The 17,656-nt window shown below is 56.9% G+C and carries 26 protein-coding genes and 1 riboswitch; of the genes, 14 read left to right on the top strand and 12 right to left on the bottom strand.

Annotation, left to right across the window (positions count from 1 at the left end):
* Positions 1 to 30: 30 nt before the first annotated feature.
* The 4 genes from phnE to AB4K19_RS20260 are packed head-to-tail and all read right to left on the bottom strand — an operon-like array spanning position 31 to position 4,323.
* On the bottom strand, positions 31 to 789 hold the full coding sequence (phnE, locus tag AB4K19_RS20275) for a phosphonate ABC transporter, permease protein PhnE (RefSeq protein ID WP_338551259.1): 759 nt from the start codon (positions 787 to 789) through the stop codon (positions 31 to 33).
* Positions 789 to 1,571, bottom strand: coding sequence for a phosphonate ABC transporter ATP-binding protein (locus tag AB4K19_RS20270; RefSeq protein WP_436399607.1), 783 nt, complete (start codon positions 1,569 to 1,571; stop codon positions 789 to 791). The genes phnE and AB4K19_RS20270 overlap by 1 nt, the downstream gene beginning before the upstream one ends.
* Complete coding sequence (locus AB4K19_RS20265) at positions 1,568 to 2,443, bottom strand: phosphate/phosphite/phosphonate ABC transporter substrate-binding protein (RefSeq protein WP_425041338.1); 876 nt, start codon at positions 2,441 to 2,443, stop codon at positions 1,568 to 1,570. The genes AB4K19_RS20270 and AB4K19_RS20265 overlap by 4 nt, the downstream gene beginning before the upstream one ends.
* A complete protein-coding gene (locus AB4K19_RS20260; protein ID WP_436399606.1) occupies positions 2,443 to 4,323 on the bottom strand; it encodes a cytochrome c peroxidase in 1,881 nt (626 codons plus the stop codon). The genes AB4K19_RS20265 and AB4K19_RS20260 overlap by 1 nt, the downstream gene beginning before the upstream one ends.
* Before the next feature lie 92 nt (positions 4,324 to 4,415).
* On the opposite strand from AB4K19_RS20260, the gene mntR reads away from it, so the two are divergent.
* The 5 genes from mntR (at position 4,416) to AB4K19_RS20235 (ending at position 7,001) form a co-directional block, all read left to right on the top strand.
* The gene (gene mntR / locus AB4K19_RS20255) at positions 4,416 to 4,886 is read left to right on the top strand and encodes a manganese-binding transcriptional regulator MntR (RefSeq protein ID WP_436399605.1); all 471 of its coding nucleotides are present in this window, start codon (positions 4,416 to 4,418) and stop codon (positions 4,884 to 4,886) included.
* Between the two features lie 240 nt (positions 4,887 to 5,126).
* Complete coding sequence (locus tag AB4K19_RS20250; RefSeq protein WP_375231031.1) at positions 5,127 to 5,540, top strand: DUF1924 domain-containing protein; 414 nt, start codon at positions 5,127 to 5,129, stop codon at positions 5,538 to 5,540.
* 9 nt (positions 5,541 to 5,549) lie between these two features.
* Positions 5,550 to 6,008, top strand: a complete 459-nt coding sequence (locus tag AB4K19_RS20245) for a hypothetical protein (RefSeq protein WP_375231030.1) — start codon at positions 5,550 to 5,552, stop codon at positions 6,006 to 6,008.
* Positions 6,009 to 6,012: 4 nt separating this feature from the next.
* A complete protein-coding gene (locus tag AB4K19_RS20240) occupies positions 6,013 to 6,474 on the top strand; it encodes a cytochrome C (RefSeq protein ID WP_436399604.1) in 462 nt (153 codons plus the stop codon).
* Complete coding sequence (locus AB4K19_RS20235; RefSeq protein WP_436399603.1) at positions 6,471 to 7,001, top strand: cytochrome b/b6 domain-containing protein; 531 nt, start codon at positions 6,471 to 6,473, stop codon at positions 6,999 to 7,001. The genes AB4K19_RS20240 and AB4K19_RS20235 overlap by 4 nt, the downstream gene beginning before the upstream one ends.
* A 120-nt stretch (positions 7,002 to 7,121) precedes the next feature.
* Here AB4K19_RS20235 and AB4K19_RS20230 read toward each other — a convergent pair whose 3' ends face one another.
* From AB4K19_RS20230 to AB4K19_RS20205, 6 genes are all read right to left on the bottom strand, one after another.
* On the bottom strand, positions 7,122 to 7,799 hold the full coding sequence (locus AB4K19_RS20230) for an energy-coupling factor ABC transporter permease (RefSeq protein ID WP_375231028.1): 678 nt from the start codon (positions 7,797 to 7,799) through the stop codon (positions 7,122 to 7,124).
* A 47-nt stretch (positions 7,800 to 7,846) separates the two neighbouring features.
* Positions 7,847 to 8,041, bottom strand: a riboswitch (cobalamin riboswitch).
* Between the two features lie 48 nt (positions 8,042 to 8,089).
* Positions 8,090 to 8,695 (bottom strand): SCO family protein, encoded by a 606-nt coding sequence (locus AB4K19_RS20225; protein WP_375231027.1) that lies wholly within the window; start codon positions 8,693 to 8,695, stop codon positions 8,090 to 8,092.
* Complete coding sequence (locus AB4K19_RS20220) at positions 8,695 to 9,135, bottom strand: copper chaperone PCu(A)C (protein ID WP_425041375.1); 441 nt, start codon at positions 9,133 to 9,135, stop codon at positions 8,695 to 8,697. Before AB4K19_RS20220 ends, AB4K19_RS20225 begins: the two co-directional genes overlap by 1 nt.
* 50 nt (positions 9,136 to 9,185) lie before the next feature.
* Positions 9,186 to 9,845 (bottom strand): DsbA family protein, encoded by a 660-nt coding sequence (locus AB4K19_RS20215; protein WP_338551251.1) that lies wholly within the window; start codon positions 9,843 to 9,845, stop codon positions 9,186 to 9,188.
* Complete coding sequence (locus AB4K19_RS20210; protein WP_338551250.1) at positions 9,842 to 10,264, bottom strand: disulfide bond formation protein B; 423 nt, start codon at positions 10,262 to 10,264, stop codon at positions 9,842 to 9,844. The genes AB4K19_RS20215 and AB4K19_RS20210 overlap by 4 nt, the downstream gene beginning before the upstream one ends.
* Before the next feature lie 5 nt (positions 10,265 to 10,269).
* Complete coding sequence (locus AB4K19_RS20205) at positions 10,270 to 10,833, bottom strand: SCO family protein (RefSeq protein WP_425041376.1); 564 nt, start codon at positions 10,831 to 10,833, stop codon at positions 10,270 to 10,272.
* 207 nt (positions 10,834 to 11,040) lie between these two features.
* Here AB4K19_RS20205 and AB4K19_RS20200 point away from each other — a divergent pair, with 207 nt between their 5' ends.
* The 5 genes from AB4K19_RS20200 (at position 11,041) to AB4K19_RS20180 (ending at position 14,312) form a co-directional block, all read left to right on the top strand.
* Positions 11,041 to 11,469, top strand: coding sequence for a MerR family transcriptional regulator (locus AB4K19_RS20200; protein WP_338551249.1), 429 nt, complete (start codon positions 11,041 to 11,043; stop codon positions 11,467 to 11,469).
* Positions 11,470 to 11,560: 91 nt separating this feature from the next.
* Entirely contained in the window at positions 11,561 to 12,322 is a 762-nt protein-coding gene (locus AB4K19_RS20195) for a transglutaminase-like domain-containing protein (protein WP_375231024.1), read from the top strand.
* Positions 12,312 to 13,250: a cation diffusion facilitator family transporter gene (locus AB4K19_RS20190; RefSeq protein WP_436399602.1), complete on the top strand. Its 939-nt coding sequence runs from the start codon at positions 12,312 to 12,314 to the stop codon at positions 13,248 to 13,250. Before AB4K19_RS20195 ends, AB4K19_RS20190 begins: the two co-directional genes overlap by 11 nt.
* 16 nt (positions 13,251 to 13,266) lie before the next feature.
* Positions 13,267 to 13,809 carry a methyltransferase family protein gene (locus AB4K19_RS20185; protein WP_338551246.1) on the top strand — a complete coding sequence of 181 codons (543 nt, stop codon included), beginning with the start codon at positions 13,267 to 13,269 and terminating at the stop codon, positions 13,807 to 13,809.
* A gap of 314 nt (positions 13,810 to 14,123) precedes the next feature.
* Positions 14,124 to 14,312 (top strand): helix-turn-helix domain-containing protein, encoded by a 189-nt coding sequence (locus tag AB4K19_RS20180; protein WP_436399601.1) that lies wholly within the window; start codon positions 14,124 to 14,126, stop codon positions 14,310 to 14,312.
* A 232-nt stretch (positions 14,313 to 14,544) separates the two neighbouring features.
* Here AB4K19_RS20180 and AB4K19_RS20175 read toward each other — a convergent pair whose 3' ends face one another.
* Positions 14,545 to 14,793 (bottom strand): hypothetical protein, encoded by a 249-nt coding sequence (locus tag AB4K19_RS20175; protein ID WP_044025800.1) that lies wholly within the window; start codon positions 14,791 to 14,793, stop codon positions 14,545 to 14,547.
* Positions 14,794 to 14,952: 159 nt separating this feature from the next.
* Between AB4K19_RS20175 and AB4K19_RS20170 the strand changes: the two genes are divergently transcribed.
* Positions 14,953 to 15,417, top strand: coding sequence for a helix-turn-helix domain-containing protein (locus AB4K19_RS20170; RefSeq protein ID WP_072779850.1), 465 nt, complete (start codon positions 14,953 to 14,955; stop codon positions 15,415 to 15,417).
* Positions 15,414 to 15,992 (top strand): PIN domain-containing protein, encoded by a 579-nt coding sequence (locus AB4K19_RS20165; protein WP_084066302.1) that lies wholly within the window; start codon positions 15,414 to 15,416, stop codon positions 15,990 to 15,992. The genes AB4K19_RS20170 and AB4K19_RS20165 overlap by 4 nt, the downstream gene beginning before the upstream one ends.
* A gap of 15 nt (positions 15,993 to 16,007) precedes the next feature.
* Here the strand turns inward: AB4K19_RS20165 and AB4K19_RS20160 are convergent, their stop codons facing one another.
* Positions 16,008 to 16,586, bottom strand: a complete 579-nt coding sequence (locus AB4K19_RS20160; protein WP_375231019.1) for a hypothetical protein — start codon at positions 16,584 to 16,586, stop codon at positions 16,008 to 16,010.
* Positions 16,587 to 16,714: 128 nt separating this feature from the next.
* On the opposite strand from AB4K19_RS20160, the gene AB4K19_RS20155 reads away from it, so the two are divergent.
* Together AB4K19_RS20155 and AB4K19_RS20150 are read left to right on the top strand one after the other, a co-directional pair.
* Entirely contained in the window at positions 16,715 to 17,071 is a 357-nt protein-coding gene (locus AB4K19_RS20155; RefSeq protein WP_375231018.1) for a hypothetical protein, read from the top strand.
* A 185-nt stretch (positions 17,072 to 17,256) separates the two neighbouring features.
* Entirely contained in the window at positions 17,257 to 17,637 is a 381-nt protein-coding gene (locus AB4K19_RS20150) for a lytic transglycosylase domain-containing protein (RefSeq protein WP_436399600.1), read from the top strand.
* Positions 17,638 to 17,656: the final 19 nt, after the last annotated feature.

The following is a 17,656-nucleotide window of genomic DNA, read 5'->3' as shown; positions in this document are numbered from 1 at the left end:
AGGCCTCGGATGGGTCTTCGCTGGGTGGGTTTACGCAAACCGCCGTCTGAGCGCCACGTTGATTGCCTCGATGGTGATTACCATGGCGATCACGGCCAGAGTCACGCTTGCCGCTTTGTCGTACTGAAACGACCGCACATAGGTTTGGATGTAGAACCCAATTCCTCCAGCACCTACGATGCCCAGGATAAGCGACTCCCGCAGGTTCAATTCGAACCGGAAAATTGTGTCTCGCGCGACGACGGGTGCCATCTGCGGCCAGATTGCGTGCCTGAGCCGCGCTAGCGGTCCCGCGCCAGCGCTTTCCAGTGCGGCAATCGGTGCGCGGGATACGCTGTCGATAGCTTCGGCATAGAACTTTGCGAGCATGCCGGTCGCGTGAATGGCAACCGCGATGATGCCAGGCAGAGGGCCAAGCCCGACCGCGCCGACCATGAGCATAGCGACGAGGATCAGCGGGACCGCGCGAATGAGGGCAAGCAAGGTGCGGACGGGACGAAAGACCGCCGGGGACACCATTGTTTCGGACGCGAGTATCCCGAGCGGTACGGAGAGAAACACCGCGCCCAAGGACCCCAGGATCGCGATGCGCAATGTTTCTGCGCTGCCTTTCATGATTTCATTCATGACGGTTGGATCAGGCGGCACCATACGGCCGAGGAAGTCGGCAATCCGGGGGCCTGCTGACAAGAGACGCGACAGTTCGACGTCGGTCGTCAAAAGGGACCAAAGAATTGCGCCAGCGATGAGAAGCCCGGCGGCGAAACTGCCTAACCCGCGCGACCTCATCAGCTGACCGCCCTGAGGCCGGTACCGGTAGGGATCCCAGCCTCGCGATAAAGCTCGACCGTTGCGGCTTCACTCAGGTCATCAACAGCCACGTCAAAGGCAATCTGCCCGTCCCGCATGCCAACAATACGATCGGCAAAGCGCCGGGCGAGATCAGGCTGGTGCGAAGAGAACATCACGGTCGCACCCCGCGCGTGTGCCGCTCCGGTCAGCAGTGTCAGGATCTCTGTCGCGCGTGCAGGATCGAGGTTGCTGATCGGTTCGTCAGCAAGGACTAGGCGAGGTTCCTGAGCAAGACAGCGCGCTATGGCAACCCGTTGCCGCTGCCCCCCGCTGAGACTGTCGACTCGACGCTCTGCCAGATCCGCGATGCCGCAATCCGCAAGTGCGGCCCGCCCAAGATTCAAGTCTTGAGAGGTGGGCCACCACAGGACCGCGCGCAATGGAGACATGCGGCCAAGACGGCCATTCAGCACGTTGTGCAGCACCGAAGAGCGCTCGACCAAGGCAAATTCCTGGAATACAAAGCCGGTGTCGGGCCGTCGGGCGCGTGCGGGCGGATGATCGGGGTCAAGGGATGCCCCCAGAACTGAAGCGCGACCGCGCCAGCCACGAAGTCGCCCATCGAGCAGTGTCAGCAATGTGGTCTTGCCCGCACCGGACGGGCCCAGCAACGCAATACTCTGGCCTGCAGGCGCGGCAAGAGAGACATGCTCCAAAGCACGAAAGTCTGAACCCGGATGCGTGTAGCTGAGATCGTCAATTTGAATGGCTGACTTCATCCCAGCAACCCGTATCGCCGCGCCATGGCGCGCACCCCTTCATAGTTGGCCGTATCCGCCCTGACATATCCATCGGGTCCATAGAGATAGCGGAGAAGGTTGCGGTTTTCCGAAGCGTTCAGCCGCAACATGGTGTCGACAAATCGCGCCTGAAGCCCTGCATCAAGTCCAGGCCGCGCGATAACCACATGGCTGGGGATCGCATCGCTCTCCGCAATCCAGGTCACCTGGGCTTGTTGTTCGGGGCTGAGAAGTAGATCGGCGTACTGGCTCGCTCCTGCGGCGTCGACGAGGCCCTCGGCCATCGCCTGCATGGCCTGCTGATAGCCACCTGCAAAAAACACGCGACCAAAGAACGCGTCTGCGTCTCTTGGTGCAGCGAACAAGCCTGCGTCCACAAATTCGGCGAGCGGATACAGGTAGCCCGATTCTGAAATGGGATCGGCGAACGCGATGTCCTTGTTCCGCAAATCCGCTAGCGTCTCGATCCCGCTGTCTCGGCGCACGAAGATTCGACCTGTGTAGCTCGGTTGGTCACGGTAAACCTCGGACAGGAGCGGTATTGCACCGATCTCGGCCTCTGCCAGCACGAAGGGCAGGGCACCCATGAACGAGATATCTGCGTCTCCATTGCGAAGCGCCTCGACGGCAGCAGCGTGATCAATCGTGACAAACCCCTCGACGGGAGCGCCGATTTGTTCGGCAAGCCAGTTGGTGATTGCCGCAATATCGCCAAGCAACTTGTCAGGATTTTCTTGCGGAATGAAGGCGAGGCGTAGGCTCGTCTCTTGCCCCGCAAGAGGTGTTCCCAGAGACAATGCACCGGCGACGGACAGGGCCAGCAATGATCTGCGATTCAAACGGACCTGCATCAGAATGCCCTCGCTTCGAGTGTCATGGCCTCGGCTTTGAATGCCGCCCAGCTTGCTTCTGCGGTGTCCCAGTCCTCTGCGCGCACGGCCGCGCCAACCTGGTTCAACCGCTCGGCAAGCGCATAGACGTCCGGGCGGGCAGACAGATTGGACATCGTACTTGCGTCAGCCGAAAGGTCCGCCCCGACCGTTTCGACCAAGAGAAGGATGTGTTCCGCGTCCCGGCGGGGCAGCAGCGTATCCAGCGTCGACGCGAATGTGGTCAGTTCCGCGAACGCAAGGCGGAAGGGCGTATTCTCGGCATCGAAGGCCTCATAGGGTTCGTCCGCCGCGCCGATGGTTTCGAGATAGACGGTCAGGTCCGCGCGGTCTGCCTCAGTGAGGCCGAGCGACTTCGTGTCGTTGAACCAGTCAACGACACTGGCAAGTGTCGGCAGCGATCCATCGTGAAAGTAAGGTGCTGTATAGACCGTTCCAAGAAGCGTGGGCGTATCGAGGGCACCTGAGCGCGCGCCCGAATAACCCGGAGCAACCGATCCGATATCATGCGCCTGCCGGTCCAGGAAGTTGCCGCTTGGCACATGACAGCTGGCACAGGACCGGTCGCCGAGCCCCTCGAAGTTTTGGTTGAAAAGGATTTCCCCGCGCACCGCCGCATCTGTGGCGGCCTCGGTCAACTGGCCGTCCGTTGTCAGCATGGCATTTGGAAGAAAATCGAATTCCTGCATATAAGCGACCAGCGCATCCAGCATGAAGGGTGTTGGTTCCGCGCCAGCAAATTCGTTGACGATCACATTGCGTGTAAAGTCGCGCAGTGATGCAAACCGACCGTCCCGGCCATAGGGTCCGGTAAACCGCAGGCCGCGCAGGCTGGGAATATCGAGCGGATCGTCACGCCGGTCGTTGAAGATCGGATTGAAGAAGGCGCCGTCGACATCGACGGCACCGGGTTGATGACTGGCACCCGGAATGAAGAGCCGCTGATTGATGTCCGACCGGTTGTGACACGTCGAACACGCGATTCCAAGATCACGCGCGGGGCCGCCGAATATCTGGGCACTATCGAAGAGCATGTCGCCGTAGGCGATCAGAGGCAGATCGGTTTCATCGATGCCCTGTTCCTCGAAGTTCAGGACAAGCAGCGGCAATGGGTCTTGATCAAAGATATCCGCCCCCGGCGGAAGGCTCGGCGGTAAGTCGATATCGCGCCCACTGAGTATGGCTGTTTCAGGCAATGGGGTAAGCAGTCGCCTCGGGGCGAAGTCTTCGGCCAGGTAATTCTCAGCGAGATAGCTTGAGATGGTCGTCCGTGCAGCGACCATCGCTTCTCGGTCGGCAGGTGTCGCTCCCGCGCCGAGAACTCCGGCGGAGCCGGTGCTGTTGTTCAGTTCCAGCCATGCACGGCCAATTTGGCGCGCTGCATCGGCATCGGCTGCGCCGATGCCATCCGCAAAGGCGCGGTAGAGTTTGCGCGCGGTCTGTACCGCCTGCTGCGCGGTGGCTGGGTCGTCCGCGTTGAGCGCGCGGTTTAACTCCTCTTCGATTCTGTGCGCGATTGTTTTTGTCGCGGCTTCAAAAAGGGCCTGACGATCTCTTCGCGCAATCGCGTTTAGCACCGGCTCTGCACCGATGTCGCTATTCGCGCTCAACCATGCAAGCGCGCCCGCAGAAAAATCCGAGCCGTGATAGGGATCGGACCAGGCGGTTTCAACCTGATCCCAAGGGATTGGCTCCAAATTTCCCAGAAAGAGGGTCAGCCGATAGGCCGCTGCATCTGGCAACCACGACGCTTCCTTTGCCGGTGTTGCATGGGACGGCCCAAAAGCGGCTACTGCGCCAATCCACGCCGCAACCAGCAAGCCTGAGAGTTTCCGGATCATGATGGCCTCCAGCCAAAAAGTTAGCCGCGTCTAAATTATCTACCCAAAGCAAACAAGTTGTCAATTGCTCAGGCAGAAGGCAAAGTCCCGATATGACGAAGCCGCAATCACATGACCGTGAAACCATTCAATCCGTGGAACGGGCTCCGGAAGCTCAGGCGGAAGGTTTTGCGATCGTGCGCCAAGCGCATGAAAGCGAGATGGCAGAGGATTACGTCGAGCTGATTGCGGAGTTGATTGAAATCCGAGGAGAAGCGCGTCCCGTCGAAATTGCCGAACGATTGGGTGTGAAGCCCCCAACCGTCACAAAGAACATTTCGCGATTAAAGTCGGCAGGGTTGGTGCGGCGTGAACGCTACCGCGCGATATTCCTGACCGAGCGGGGCCAAGCCTTGGCCGAAGCCTGTCGGAGACGGCACCGGATTGTGGTCGCATTTCTTCTAAGCCTGGGAATCGACGAGGAAACCGCAGAGCGCGATGCGGAAGGCATCGAACATCATGTGAGCGACGAAACGCTGGCTGCCTTCGAAAAAGCCATTGGTAATGCAGCCGAAGAGAACTGATGATGTCCTTGGAACAACCTTGTTTTGGGTTTGGGGTAGGCGGTACTAAGTGGTGACCATCTATGTACCGGTGCTCGCGTTGGCCATAGACTACTTGGAAGTTGAACCCGTGAAGATCAGTCAGATCAGGTTGTTTGCCAATATGTGGTCTACGTTTTCGCCGTTCAATGCCAGTTGAAATGGGTCCATCGGCCGCAGCTTTGGAAGTCTAGCTGCGGCGATTTGTAGAACGGAAAGCAGATGAAACATATATTGATCGCGATCGCGCTTTTGCTCTCATTCCTAGGCACGACACTTCATGCAGGGGGTGTCGACGATCTTATCAATTACTACATGGCTCAAGCCAAAAGTGAAACGCAGTCCTTTGCGGGTTTTGATGCTGATCGGGGAGAAGAGCTATATCTGAAGGAATTCTCATCAGGAAAACCAGACACACCATCTTGTACGTCATGCCACACAAATGACCCAACGCAAGTTGGCGAGACTCGAGCCGGTAAAGCGATTGATCCGATGGCGGTTTCAGTGAGTCCAGAACGCTATCAAACGCTCAAAAAAGCCGAGAAATGGTTTGGAAGAAACTGTAGGTCCGTTCTTGGTAGGGAATGCACTGCCATCGAAAAAGGCGATTTCTTAAGCTTCATGAAAGGTTTGTAAGGAGACATCATGCGTTTAGCAGCAACTCTAGGTTTGGCGTTAGCCTGTTCACCGGTTTTCGCGGATGATGATCTCAGGCAACCTATCACCCATCAACTCACCAAATATGAGTGCGGGGCTTGTCATTTTGCATACCCTGCCTCGATGTTGCCTGAGGCATCATGGAGAAAGATTATGCAGGGCTTGGAGAACCACTTCGGTGAAGATGCCTCATTGGAACTCGAAGCAATACAAGACATAACCCAATACCTTGTTGCGCAAGCTGCTGATACTAAACCTCAATTCTCAAAGTATCTACGCGGCATTGATGCTCAAAATCCGCCAATTCGAATTACTGAAACCGAATACTGGACCGGAAAACATTTCGCAATTTCCAAGGAATACTTGCCTTCAGGACTTGCGGGTTTGAAGGCAGTTTGCACAGTCTGCCATCTTCGGGCCGAAAACGGTTATTATGAGAAACGGTGATTAAATGGCAGCGCGCCTTTTTCTGGTCACTGTGATGGGGTTTTTGGTTCTCAGTGCGAGTATGCGCGTTCGCAATGAGAATATCGACCCAGTCAACCATGCATTGACCAAAGAGGAGTGTTCGGCTTGTCATTTTGCATTCCCGCCCTCTATGCTATCTGCCACATCGTGGACGGACATGATGAACACTCTTGAGTCTCATTTTGGTGAAGATGCGAGCCTTGACGAAGATTCAGTTGCTTCGATAACAGATTATCTGAATTCAAATTCAGCGGATGCGTCCTGGATTGGCAACCGATTCAGTCGGGGGCAAACCAACGATTGGCCGATTCGGATTACGGAAACGGACCACTGGTTGCGAGAACACAAAAACCAATCTTTTAAGACCGAGGATTTTGAGAACATCTATCGATCTGATTGCGTAGCCTGTCATGACAATGCTGCCAATGGAGATTTTCGCAAATGATGTATGAGCGCGAAACCCCCGTTTGGGACATTACCACTCGCGTCTTTCATTGGTCGCTTGTTTTTGCATACTGCATCTCCCAACTGACAGCTGAAGAGTGGGACACAGCACATGAATACACTGGCTATATTATACTCGGCTTCGTGGTATTTCGGATAGGCTGGGGTTTTGTGGGTCCTCGCAACGCGCGGTTCTCCGAATTCGTTACGTCACCGAGTACTATCAAAGCGCATCTTACGAACGCTTTGACCGGACGACATACAGCAGAGGCAGGTCATAATCCTGCCGGCGGGGTTATGGTCGTTGTCCTGCTTGCCTGGCTTGCTCTCACAGGCACGACTGGATGGTTGAGCACAGTACTTTCTGGAAATGTTGCTGAATTATTTGAACGGTCTCATGAGTTTCTGGGGACGTATTCATTGCTATTGATCGTACTGCACGTTGCAGGAGTAGTTGTGATGAGTCTTCTTGAGCGTCAAAACCTGGCAAGATCCATGATCGACGGAAAGAAACACTTCAATCCGTAGTTTTTGAAGTGCCAATGCTAGCACTTACTCTGTAAATTGGATTAAAGCGCAAGTGCTGGAGATATTGGGTCAGACATAAAGAAAGGCGGCCTCAGTTTGAGGCCGCCGGTAGCGAAATATCTATGCTGCGTTAAACAGCCGTTCAGTGAACAGGCCGTTTGGCTTAGTATCGCGAAGAAGTTTTGCCGCTGCGAGGACCACTAAATCCGCAATCGGCTCAACCAAAACCACCAGCAGGTAGGCAGCCCCAAAGCTGGTCACTGCCGATATGTTCTCAGCTCCAAAGCCCTGACCATAGAGTGCCCAGAAGGCAACCCAGGCGATCACGCCGCCTTGGTAGGCGAAAGACAGCTTGAGAACTTCACTGTAGTTGCAGTCAACAAAAGTCTTCTGTTCCGGAATGATGCGTTTGGCCAAAGCGTCGATGGCGAAGAGCGGGAAGAGCAGCGTGGTGACATTCACGAAGAACATCGGCATGTCAGTCGGCGCAAAGAGCATACCTTGCGCCAGCAAACCTCCTGCCAAACCGACCACTGCGGGGCCTGCGCCAAGCAAAAGCAGAATTGTGGTTCCGAGGATGAAATGGACCTCCGAGATGCCAACGGCGAAGTGCGGGAAGACTTCGAAAAAGAGGAAAACTGCTACAACGGCAAGAACGCTGCGCACGCCAAATGAGATAGCTGAATGTGTTTTCAGGTCGTCCGCTGCAAGCTTTAGGGAGTACCCCCCTGCGGCGGCCGCAGTCCCGTAGGCGAGGACCATTTTTGCGCCATCTACGACGCCGGGTTCAATATGCATATCAAGTCTCCTTGCCGTCCTACCTGACGACATTTGGTGCCGATGTCTCGGCAGTTGCGTTGGCGGCAGGTCTCCTGGCTCGCGGTTCAACGCGCCCCCGGACCTTCCCAACACATGTGTCAGTGGTGCAGTTTCGGGCTTGCTCGCCGCTTACAGTTGCAGGGGCAGCCGGGGTTTCTCACCCCGTTCCCTTTTCAGTCGAGCGCATCACACACTCGACCACCGCGCAAACAGCTGGGCAATAATCCTTTAGCTTCGTCAAGTGAGCAACACTGTTGCACTTCAATTATTCAGTCCAACGCACGCTGGATTTTCGGCACCGCGAATTCCCTCGGCTCGTGATAGTCGATCATGGTGGTGAACCGGCCTTCGGCGTCAAACAGGAAAACGCTGGCGGTGTGGTTCATGGTGTAATCGCCGCCGTCGGTCGGCACCCGCTCATAGCGTGCGCGGAAGCCCTGTGCCGCGCGCGCAATTTCCTCTTCCGGGCCAGTCCACCCGCGGACCGACGGATGGAAATAGCCAACATACTCGGCCATCGCCTCGATAGTATCCCGCTCCGGATCGACGGTGATGAACACCACATTCATCCCCTCCGCCTCTTTACTGAGGTCATCAAGCCAACCGGAGATGTCCGACAATGTCGTCGGACAAACGTCTGGGCAGTAGGTGAAGCCGAAGAAGATCATCGTTGGGCTGCCGATTAGGGTTTCGGGTCCCACCTCGTTTCCCTCGTGATCGGAGAGGCGGAATTCCATTTCGGATAGGGCGACCGGTCGAAGTTCCGTCTGTTCGGGCGCACCGGGGCCATCAACCCGCCACCACCCGACAACAAGTGTCAGGGCAACCGCCGCGATACCTGTGAAGGCATACTTGAGGGCCGTGCGCAGGATCATCAGCCCTCTGGACCGCGCGCGGCAATACCCAGAATCGGAACCTCGACCATGATCTCACCGCCGTCCGAGAAGTCGAGTGTCAAAGAGAAGCTTTCTCCCTCGGCCATCGGTCGCTGCAAGCGCATCAGCATGGCGTGCAGGCCACCCGGTTCCAACGACACAGATTCACCCGGCGCAATCTCAATTTCGCCTGCGGGGGCCATAGAGCTGACACCTTCGGCGTTTGTGGATGTCTGGTGAATATCAGGCATCATCGCCAAATCCGTGCGGAGACCGGTGAGTGTCACAGCCTCCTCGCCTGTATTGCGGATTGTCATATACGCGGCCCCCGGACGGTTTACGCCGATTGACGCGCGCGCCCAGGCATCTTCGACGACAATGTCCTCGGAACCAGCGATAGCGGGCATTGCGGCGTTTGATGCGAACATGAGGGCGGCCATCAGGCCATAGACTACTGTCTTCACTTTGATTTTCCCTTTTCTCTCATGCGTCAACTGTTGGCCGCCGTGACTTCATCTGCCACCAAACGGCGCAACTCCGCCTCCCCAAATGGATCCAGCGGTTTGCCGTTGACGAAGAAGGTTGGTGTTTGGCGCACACCGACGGTCTCTACATCGGCGCGATCCTGATTGAGAACGCCGGTTGTCTGTGGCGCAAGAAGTTGCGCCTGCGCTGCTTCTGGATCCAGTCCGGCAGATGCTGCTATCCCGATCAGCAACTCCGGCCGCATGCCGCCATGAGAAGCCCATTGGGGCTGATCCCGCAGGACAGCCTCCAATACAGGTTCGAAGACGCCTTGCATGCGCGCGGCCTCAAGAACGCGGATGGCTACTTCCGAGCCCTCACCATGAAACGGCGTGTAGCGGATGACGACGCGCACGGCATCGCCATGCTCAGCCATGATGTCCTTCACAATAGGATGAAACGCCCGGCAGGCCTCGCAGGCGGGATCGAAAAACTCGACGATGGTTACAGGCGCGTCCTCCGGACCAAGAACAGGAGAGTAGGGCCGTATCAGAACTTCTGCCAATTCCGGGGCGACGGCTTCTGTCTCAGATACCGGGGCAGGGCGGTTTACATACCAAGTTGCTCCCCCGAAAGCGGCGGCGCCTAGGGCTGCTACAGAGAGAATGAGGCCACGACGGTTCATGCGTGTTTGTCCTTTAAAGAAAGAGCGGACAGCGCCGCGATTGCGGCAAAAGCAGCAAGCGCCATCAGCGGGATTGGGACGCCCAACACCAATTGGTTGTCGTCCGTGCAGGAGGGGCCTGTTGCGGTGCAGGGTTGAATCCGTTCCGGGATGACACCGAAATAAAGCCCCAGGTGCCAGAGCGCGACAGCGGCACCGCCAATGGCAAGCGCGATCCCATACCGGCCCACGCGATCATCTCGCCACCAGAGGCCAAGTCCTAGCACGATGGCGAGGGGAAACATGAAGGCCCGTTGGAACCAACAGAGCAGGCAGGGTGTCTGCCCCAGGACCTCGCCAATGAACAGAACGGCCAGCGAGGCTGCAAGCGCGATCACCCACGCCAGCCCGAGGGCCGTTTCTCCGTATATGCGGGTCATTTCGGTCAGAGCCTCTCTCTTAGGTCGGCGAGGATCTCTTCGGCGGGTGTGCCGTAAGCCCACGAATCCGCGAAGCCCGCGTCGGGATCGAACAGGAACAAATGCGATGTATGGCCCATTGTGTAGCCATCTGGCGCGGAGGCTTCTTCAATCCGCTCATAGAAGATCGGAAAGGTCTCAGACGTCTCTGCGATCTGCTCCGGCGTTCCGGTCAGCCCGATGATACCTGCATCAAACAAGGGCACGAACTCGGCCAGCGCAGCGGGAGTGTCGCGTTCAGGATCAATCGTAATGAAGATCGCTTGTACTTTTTCTGCATCCGTTCCCAGGTCTTCCATGACGGCTGCAACTTCGGCGAGCGTTGTTGGGCACACATCCGGACAGTTCGCGAAGCCGAAAAAGACGAGCATCCACCGCCCGGAGAAGTCGCGCTCGGTCTGGATCATTCCTTGGTGATCTGTCAGTTCGAACGCCGCGCGAAAGGCTGGGTCAGACATGTCTGCGTCGGTATCGGTCCGATGTCCGGCAAACTGAAAAACCGCAAACACAAGAAGCGCTGTGCCTGCCAGAACCCATAAAACCTTTTGTATGCCTGAAAGACGCAATTCGTCCTGCCTGTTTGATTCTTAATTTTCAAGCTGGGTTACACCCTCTAGCAACTGTAGGTTCAAGAGGTTTTGTAAAGCGCGCGCCGGAGATCGCCAAAACGTGAGTTCCGCGGTTGCGCTACAGGCGAGACAAATCTACATTCACTGGAGGATTAACGGGGTTTCATCATGCTCACGATTGGTACGCTCGCGAAGAAGACCGGCACCAAGGTTCAGACAATCCGGTACTATGAGCAGATAGGCCTGATGCCGGAGCCCGGCCGAACCGAAGGCGGGCAAAGACGCTATGGTGACGCTGAGCTCGATCGTCTCGCATTCATCCGGCATAGCAGACAATTGGGGTTTCCACTCGATGCGATCCGCGAGTTACTTGATTTGTCGGACGCACCGGATCGGCCCTGTCATGAAGCTGATGAAATCGCGCGCCGACAATTGAAGCTCGTTGAGCAGAGGATGGAACGGTTGAAAGCGTTGCGCGCGGAACTGAAGCGCATGGTCAAGGAATGCAGCGGCGGTAACGCCGCGCAATGCCGTGTTCTTGAGGTGCTTAGAGACCATTCAGAGTGTCTGACCGAGCACGATCAGATTGGCGCCTGAAAAGGCACGGCAAACTTTTCGATATTCTTACTTGAACCTACAGTGACTGTAGCAATTATTTATATCCTCGAAAGATTCGAGGAGACCCATTGTGGCACATGAAAACCCCTTGCTGACGGCAACCCCAATCCTGGATTTTGGCGCGGCCCCTATCGCGCAGTTAATTGATGGAAGGGGCTGGCGCGATCTGTCCGATACCGACAAAATCGGAGCTGTCTATAACTTTGTGCGCAACGAAATCGCCTTCGGATACAACCGCGCCGACGACATTCCAGCGTCCGAGGTGCTGTCCGATGGCTATGGTCAGTGTAACACCAAGGGCACGCTCCTTATGGCGCTCCTTCGGGGTGTAGGCATAAAGTGCAGGATCCACGGGTTCACGATCCACAAGGGCCTTCAGCGCGGCGTTGTGCCGGAACTAGTCTACCCAATTGCACCGGAAGAGATCCTACACTCGTGGATCGAGGTCGAACTGGACGGCAGATGGATCAACCTGGAAGGCTTCATTCTTGACAGCGCATTTCTGAAGATTCTGCAATCTTCGTTTGCCGACCGCGAGAACCTGTGCGGTTTCGGCGCGGGAACGGATTGCCTGAGCGCGCCGCCCGTCGAATGGAACGGCCAGGACACCTACATTCAGGAAACCGGGATCGTTCAGGATTTTGGAACTTTCGACACGCCCGACGTCTTCTATGCAGAACATGAGCAGAAGTTCGGTCGTCTGCGCGGTTGGCTCTATCGCAACATCATCCGGCATTGGATGAACGCCCGCGTGCGAGCCTTCCGCGCGGGCCGTCTGAAACCCGACGCGACCGTTGCGCACCAGCATGAGGGAGAGACCCATGCCGCATGATCACCACGGTCATAGCCATGCCCACTTGGACCCATCCAGCGGGGATCGCCGCGTGGCCATTGCGATTTGGGCCAACGGTCTTCTGACCGTTGCGCAGATCGTGGGCGGCATTTTTGCAGGCTCACTCGCTCTGATCGCGGATGCGCTCCATAACTTCTCGGACATGGCGGCGCTTGTCATTGCCTTTGCGGCCCGCAAGATCGCGCGTCGGCCTGCCGATGAACGGATGACGTTTGGCTATGGCCGGATCGAGACCGTGGCAGCACTGATCAATTACACGACGCTGATCATGATCGGCCTTTATCTGATCTACGAAGGCGGCATGCGCTTGTTTGAACCACCCGAGGTTCAGGGGTGGACTGTCGTCATCATCGCGGGATTAGCGTTGGTGATCGACGCCCTGACAGCGGCGCTGACCTATTCTATGCAGAAGGGCAGCCAGAACATCCGCGCCTTGTTCCTGCACAACCTGTCCGACGCTTTGGCCTCGGTCGCCGTGATCGTCGGCGGCACGCTCATTATTCTCTACGACATGCGTTGGGTTGATCCCGCGATCACGATTGGGATCGCGATTTACATCCTGTACCTGGCATTCGCTGAGATTGGTGGCCCGATCCGCACGCTTATGCTCGGCAGTCCACCGGACATCGACGGAGGGGAGGTGGTGGCCGTTCTGCGCCAAACAGATGGCGTTAAGGACGTCCACCACGTGCACTTGTGGCAGATGGAAGAAAACGCACCAGCACTCGATGCACATGTCGTCGTTGAGGACACAGCTTGGGCCCGGCTAGAGCAGTTAAAGTTTGAGTTAAAGTCACGAATTGGTGCAGAATTCGGGATTACACATTCCACGCTAGAGTTCGAGCGCAACGGTGTCTGTGACGGTGAGGCTCCACTGTTCGGCCATGACAAGCTCCACAGTCAGTAGGTCTCAGGTGTCTTCCGTGCTCATAATCATCGGCCTTTTGATTGCCGTGGCAACTCTCGGTGCGCTGGTTTGGTCGATCGCCTGTCCTGCGAGGCGCATATGGCCACCGAAAGCCTACAGTGTCTGGACGCCGATCCTTGTTTGGGTTCCCACCTTCGCATTGTTTGGGACGCTCATTGCACTTGGAGTGATTGGCTGGGGCCAAATGGAGTTGCCGGTTTGGATGCGGTATGGGTTGGGCATCCCAATCATCGTATTGTCGAATATCGTGGTCTGGAGTGCCGTCCGAGGATTTGGAATTGCTCAGACGGGTGGTGCTCAGGGTACGCTTAAGACCGACGGCCTGTATCGCTACTCGCGAAATCCGCAATATGTTGCAGATGCCTGCATGATTTTAGGATGGCTCCTGCTTTCCTCTTCCGTAGCGGCACTTCTCGTGGGCGCGGCTGCAATAACTGTTCTTCTTTTTGCACCCCATGCAGAGGAAAGTTGGATGAAAGAACGCTACGGCGAAGCTTACGAAGCCTACTTGAAAGTGACACCTAGGTTCTTTGGATAACCATAGGCCAAAAGCTAGAAAGCTATCCTTGAATTTACATAATAACCCTTATCGGATTCAGAACACCCGTTGCGACGCACCCCTGCCTCAGCCGCGACGATGGGCAAAACTCTGCTCAACAGGACCACTCCGCCTCGCTGCATGAAGTCACCATGCTATCTTATTCAACCAAATGGCGAGCTTGATCGACACCTTTAGAAACCGAAAATCACACAGTATCAGCCGCTTCATCGTCGAATGTATAGTATATTGCGTGGTTAAATACGCCACATCATGGCCGAGCTTCGGTCATGAATTTGAAGGAACGAGTAGGTTTGAATCTTCAAGATGCCCGGCGCGCCAAGGGCATCAGCCAGGAGGAATTGGCGCATCGTGCAAGTGTGAACCGCGGCTATGTCGGCAAGATCGAAAACGCCAAGTATTCCGCCTCGCTGACAACGCTCGAAAAGATCGCCCAGGCTCTGAACATCGATCCTTCGGAACTTCTCAAACCCCGCAGCTAGGAGGCCGGACGACACCCTGCTCCGGGATGGCGGGTGGATGATCGTCCGCTCAAAGGCGTGCCCGTGCGCGAAGGCGTAGCAATCGTGAACGGGTCGGAACTTGTCGTCTGGCAAGAGCATCTCTGGAACACCGGCGACCGCACGCGGGTCTGGCTCGTAAGGCCCGAGGAGATTTGCGTAGTCAATATCATCGAACGAGATATCGATCTCGATAGATCCGGACCCGCCTAGTCTAGCGCGCCTTGTTCGATTGCGAGAGAACCGTTCCTGCCAACGATTTCGTGTCACTGCTATACTTGTCGCTTTGCAGGACCTTGGAGGCTTTGTCCTCCATCGCCGCCCCCGTCTGTTTACCAGTCCCGGACTGCGCCAGCGCCGATGCCGCCAGGCTCTTGGCGGTTGCGGAGGCGTTCGGGTCGCTTAGCGTGGCCGCTGCCTGCGACGCGACTTTGCGCGAGGTGCGTTTCGTGTTCTTGCCCATGAGACTGCTCCGCAAGGCGATTCTGTTCCTGTTTTGTTTACACTCGATGGCGCGACCCGTCTATCAAAATCGTTACACTTATTTCACTTATTCCGTTTATTTCTCTTGCATGCGTGACTCCCTGGGTACATCTAAGGGGATGAACCGAGGAGAAAAACCATGGCCGATACCGCGGAAAGACCAGCCCAGAGCGGGCTTATGGAGCGCCCGCCGACCCCGGAAGAAATCGACAGTGCCGCGCATGCTGCGACAGCCATCGCCGTGGCTATGGAACTGGACGGAGGCTTGAAAGTCTCGGGAGAGAACGGCGATCCGGTCTCCATCGCGCCAGAGGTTGGAAAACTGATCATCGAACTGCTCGGCCATGTGAGCAATGGCAACATGGTCACGCTCGTTCCGGTCGGCACAATGCTCACAACCCAAGAGGCCGCCGACATGCTGAACGTGTCCCGCCCTCATCTCACGAAGTTGCTCAAGGAGGGGAAGATCCGATTTGAAGAAGTGGGCAAGCACCGGCGCGTGCCTCTGACGGCGCTCATGCAATACCGGGAAGAGAAAGAGCGGCGCCAGGAGCAGGCGATGCGCGACCTTGCGCGATTGGGTCAGGAGTTCGACAACGCATGAGCTTTGTGGCCAACCCCTTCGTGGTTGTCCTCGATGCCAACGTCCTGTTTCCGTTCCGGGTTCGGGACGTCCTCTTGACGTTCACACAGGAAGGCCTGTTTCGGGCCAGGGTCACAGATGAGATTCTCGACGAATGGACACGCAACCTGATCGCGCTCAAACCACATCTCGAAGAGAGCATTCGCCAGCAGGAAGCCGCGATCAGAGAGACATTCGAAGAATGTTTCGTGACCGGATACCAGCCCTTGATTGCTGGTCTGGACCTGCCGGACCCGGACGACAGACACGTTCTCGCGGCAGCGATCCGATGCTCGGCACAGGTTATTGTGACAGAAAACCATCGAGACTTCCCAAGCGAAGTTCTCGACGATTATGGTGTCGAAACGCTCGGCGCGGATGACATGCTCGCCAATACCTACGACCTGTATCCATCCGGCGGCGCCCGTGCACTCCGCCGCGTGAGAAAGAGGTATGAAAACCCGCCAATGACGCCGTCCGAGTTCCTGCTCGACCTGACCCGGCATGGCCTGTCGAAACTGGCGGCGCAGGCCCGTGCCGATATCGAATACCTTTAGTTGCCGAACGACGCCTCAGTATCTGACCCATTCGGTGTAATCCATGGCGCCGTCGTAATCGCCATACTCCATCATGACGGCGCGGCTATAGAAGGTCCAAAGCCCACTCGAACCGGGTGTCGGGATGTTCTGACCGTTTTCCGACGCGAACGTAGCTGGCCAAGGCGAATGTGAGCCGTAGACGCGCACGATATAATGACAGTTCTTGTTTTCATGATCGCAGGATCTGATGGACCAGTCCCACTGACGTGGTTCATCGCGCGGCTCATAAGATCGACCGCGCCACCAAAGCACGCGCGTTCGGCGTAGCCATTCGTAGTCCGGTGTCGAAGTATCGAGAGCATCCTCTCCACCCGGTCCGCCCAAAGCAACCGGAACGGCAGCATAGGTGCAGACCCCAAAGGGTGGCCGGCTCGGCCAGGGCGTAATCCGCCGGATCATTTCGGCATAGGCGGCGGAGCACACAGCACTCGATGGAAATCCACCGGCCATACACAGCATGATGGCGCAATCCATATCGTAGGCATGGGCTTTCTGGGCGTCGACCGTCAGCCCGGCTGCTAGGACCAGTGACGCAAGTCGGGTGTGTCTCATATCGGCCTCCTGGAGTGATTAGGCCAATTCTCGCTCAAAATACGTATTGCGCAATATTATATATTGCAGAGTGATGGCTTTCTGCGGAATGCTGCCGATTGTAGAAGGACTCCCAGTGGGGGAGTCTGGTGCCGATCGCAAGAGACCAAATCTTGATTACTATTGATGGGGTGAAGGACCTCATCGGGTCGGGAGTCGACTTCCGCTGTCGGTACGAGCTTGTCGAGTTCACGGACGATGGGAAGCCCCGCTATCAGTGTGTCTACCTGCGCGAAGGAGAGCCCGAGGCGATCCTCGTCTCGACACGGTTCGGACCTTACGGACCAGAACCCCGCCTCTTCAACATCTGGCCCGGCCTCTTCAAACATCACCACGAGTTCGGCGATGGTCACACTCTGTGTTTTGACAGCGACTACTCTATCCCCTTCGACGCTCCCGGCGGAGGCGATGATCTTCGGAGCGGACGGAAGCGTCAGAACAACTGACGGCTGGACGGTTCACGGCCAGGTAGACAAGAACCCCCCCGCCCACACACTCGCAAGACTTTGCGACCATAGTCCCGTCGGATGTGCTGGCGGCCATTCATGCGACAGCTTCAAGACATGAACGCAACCGAGCCCTACGAGCACTCGAGCTCAGCTCCGATGACTGGCTGGCTCTATTCCGCGCCTTGATCGAAGCTGAAAGCGCTTATCGCCCTGACGCCATCAGTGACAAAGGCGCTTATGGTCTCGGCCAACTCATGGCCGCCACCGCACGCGACCTTGGCGTAGACAGAACCGATATCGCGCAGAACCTCGACGGGTCAGCACGGTACCTTTTAGCGCAGCTAGAATCCTTCAACGATGTCGATCTGGCGCTGGCCGCCTACAACGCCGGGCCGCATCGCGTCGTGGAATACGGGGGCGTGCCACCCTTCACGGAAACACGCGACTACATCGCCCGGGTGCATCGCATCCGCGCGCGCCTTTCCGGCGAAACCACGCAAAACTTGACTGGGCCGACAACGCGCGACGCCACGCGTCCCGTCGTCGTGCTCGACCTGAAGTAAGACCTGAAACGAGGGAAAC

Origin of the sequence: Roseobacter phycocola, from assembly GCF_042055075.2 — a bacterium.
GTDB lineage: Bacteria > Pseudomonadota > Alphaproteobacteria > Rhodobacterales > Rhodobacteraceae > Roseobacter.
The sequence above is the reverse complement of the archived record's forward strand: the minus strand, read 5'-3'. Positions and strand labels throughout refer to the sequence as shown.

Bases quoted from the DNA above. Each gene is read 5' to 3' on its own strand.
- phnE (WP_338551259.1), bottom strand. From the start codon at position 789: ATGAGGTCGCGCGGGTTAGGCAGTTTCGCCGCCGGGCTTCTCATCGCT.
- AB4K19_RS20270 (WP_436399607.1), bottom strand. From the start codon at position 1,571: ATGAAGTCAGCCATTCAAATTGACGATCTCAGCTACACGCATCCGGGT.
- AB4K19_RS20265 (WP_425041338.1), bottom strand. From the start codon at position 2,443: ATGCAGGTCCGTTTGAATCGCAGATCATTGCTGGCCCTGTCCGTCGCC.
- AB4K19_RS20260 (WP_436399606.1), bottom strand. From the start codon at position 4,323: ATGATCCGGAAACTCTCAGGCTTGCTGGTTGCGGCGTGGATTGGCGCA.
- mntR (WP_436399605.1), top strand. From the start codon at position 4,416: ATGACGAAGCCGCAATCACATGACCGTGAAACCATTCAATCCGTGGAA.
- AB4K19_RS20250 (WP_375231031.1), top strand. From the start codon at position 5,127: ATGAAACATATATTGATCGCGATCGCGCTTTTGCTCTCATTCCTAGGC.
- AB4K19_RS20245 (WP_375231030.1), top strand. From the start codon at position 5,550: ATGCGTTTAGCAGCAACTCTAGGTTTGGCGTTAGCCTGTTCACCGGTT.
- AB4K19_RS20240 (WP_436399604.1), top strand. From the start codon at position 6,013: ATGGCAGCGCGCCTTTTTCTGGTCACTGTGATGGGGTTTTTGGTTCTC.
- AB4K19_RS20235 (WP_436399603.1), top strand. From the start codon at position 6,471: ATGATGTATGAGCGCGAAACCCCCGTTTGGGACATTACCACTCGCGTC.
- AB4K19_RS20230 (WP_375231028.1), bottom strand. From the start codon at position 7,799: ATGCATATTGAACCCGGCGTCGTAGATGGCGCAAAAATGGTCCTCGCC.
- AB4K19_RS20225 (WP_375231027.1), bottom strand. From the start codon at position 8,695: ATGATCCTGCGCACGGCCCTCAAGTATGCCTTCACAGGTATCGCGGCG.
- AB4K19_RS20220 (WP_425041375.1), bottom strand. From the start codon at position 9,135: ATGGCCGCCCTCATGTTCGCATCAAACGCCGCAATGCCCGCTATCGCT.
- AB4K19_RS20215 (WP_338551251.1), bottom strand. From the start codon at position 9,845: ATGAACCGTCGTGGCCTCATTCTCTCTGTAGCAGCCCTAGGCGCCGCC.
- AB4K19_RS20210 (WP_338551250.1), bottom strand. From the start codon at position 10,264: ATGACCCGCATATACGGAGAAACGGCCCTCGGGCTGGCGTGGGTGATC.
- AB4K19_RS20200 (WP_338551249.1), top strand. From the start codon at position 11,041: ATGCTCACGATTGGTACGCTCGCGAAGAAGACCGGCACCAAGGTTCAG.
- AB4K19_RS20190 (WP_436399602.1), top strand. From the start codon at position 12,312: ATGCCGCATGATCACCACGGTCATAGCCATGCCCACTTGGACCCATCC.
- AB4K19_RS20175 (WP_044025800.1), bottom strand. From the start codon at position 14,793: ATGGGCAAGAACACGAAACGCACCTCGCGCAAAGTCGCGTCGCAGGCA.
- AB4K19_RS20170 (WP_072779850.1), top strand. From the start codon at position 14,953: ATGGCCGATACCGCGGAAAGACCAGCCCAGAGCGGGCTTATGGAGCGC.
- AB4K19_RS20165 (WP_084066302.1), top strand. From the start codon at position 15,414: ATGAGCTTTGTGGCCAACCCCTTCGTGGTTGTCCTCGATGCCAACGTC.
- AB4K19_RS20160 (WP_375231019.1), bottom strand. From the start codon at position 16,586: ATGAGACACACCCGACTTGCGTCACTGGTCCTAGCAGCCGGGCTGACG.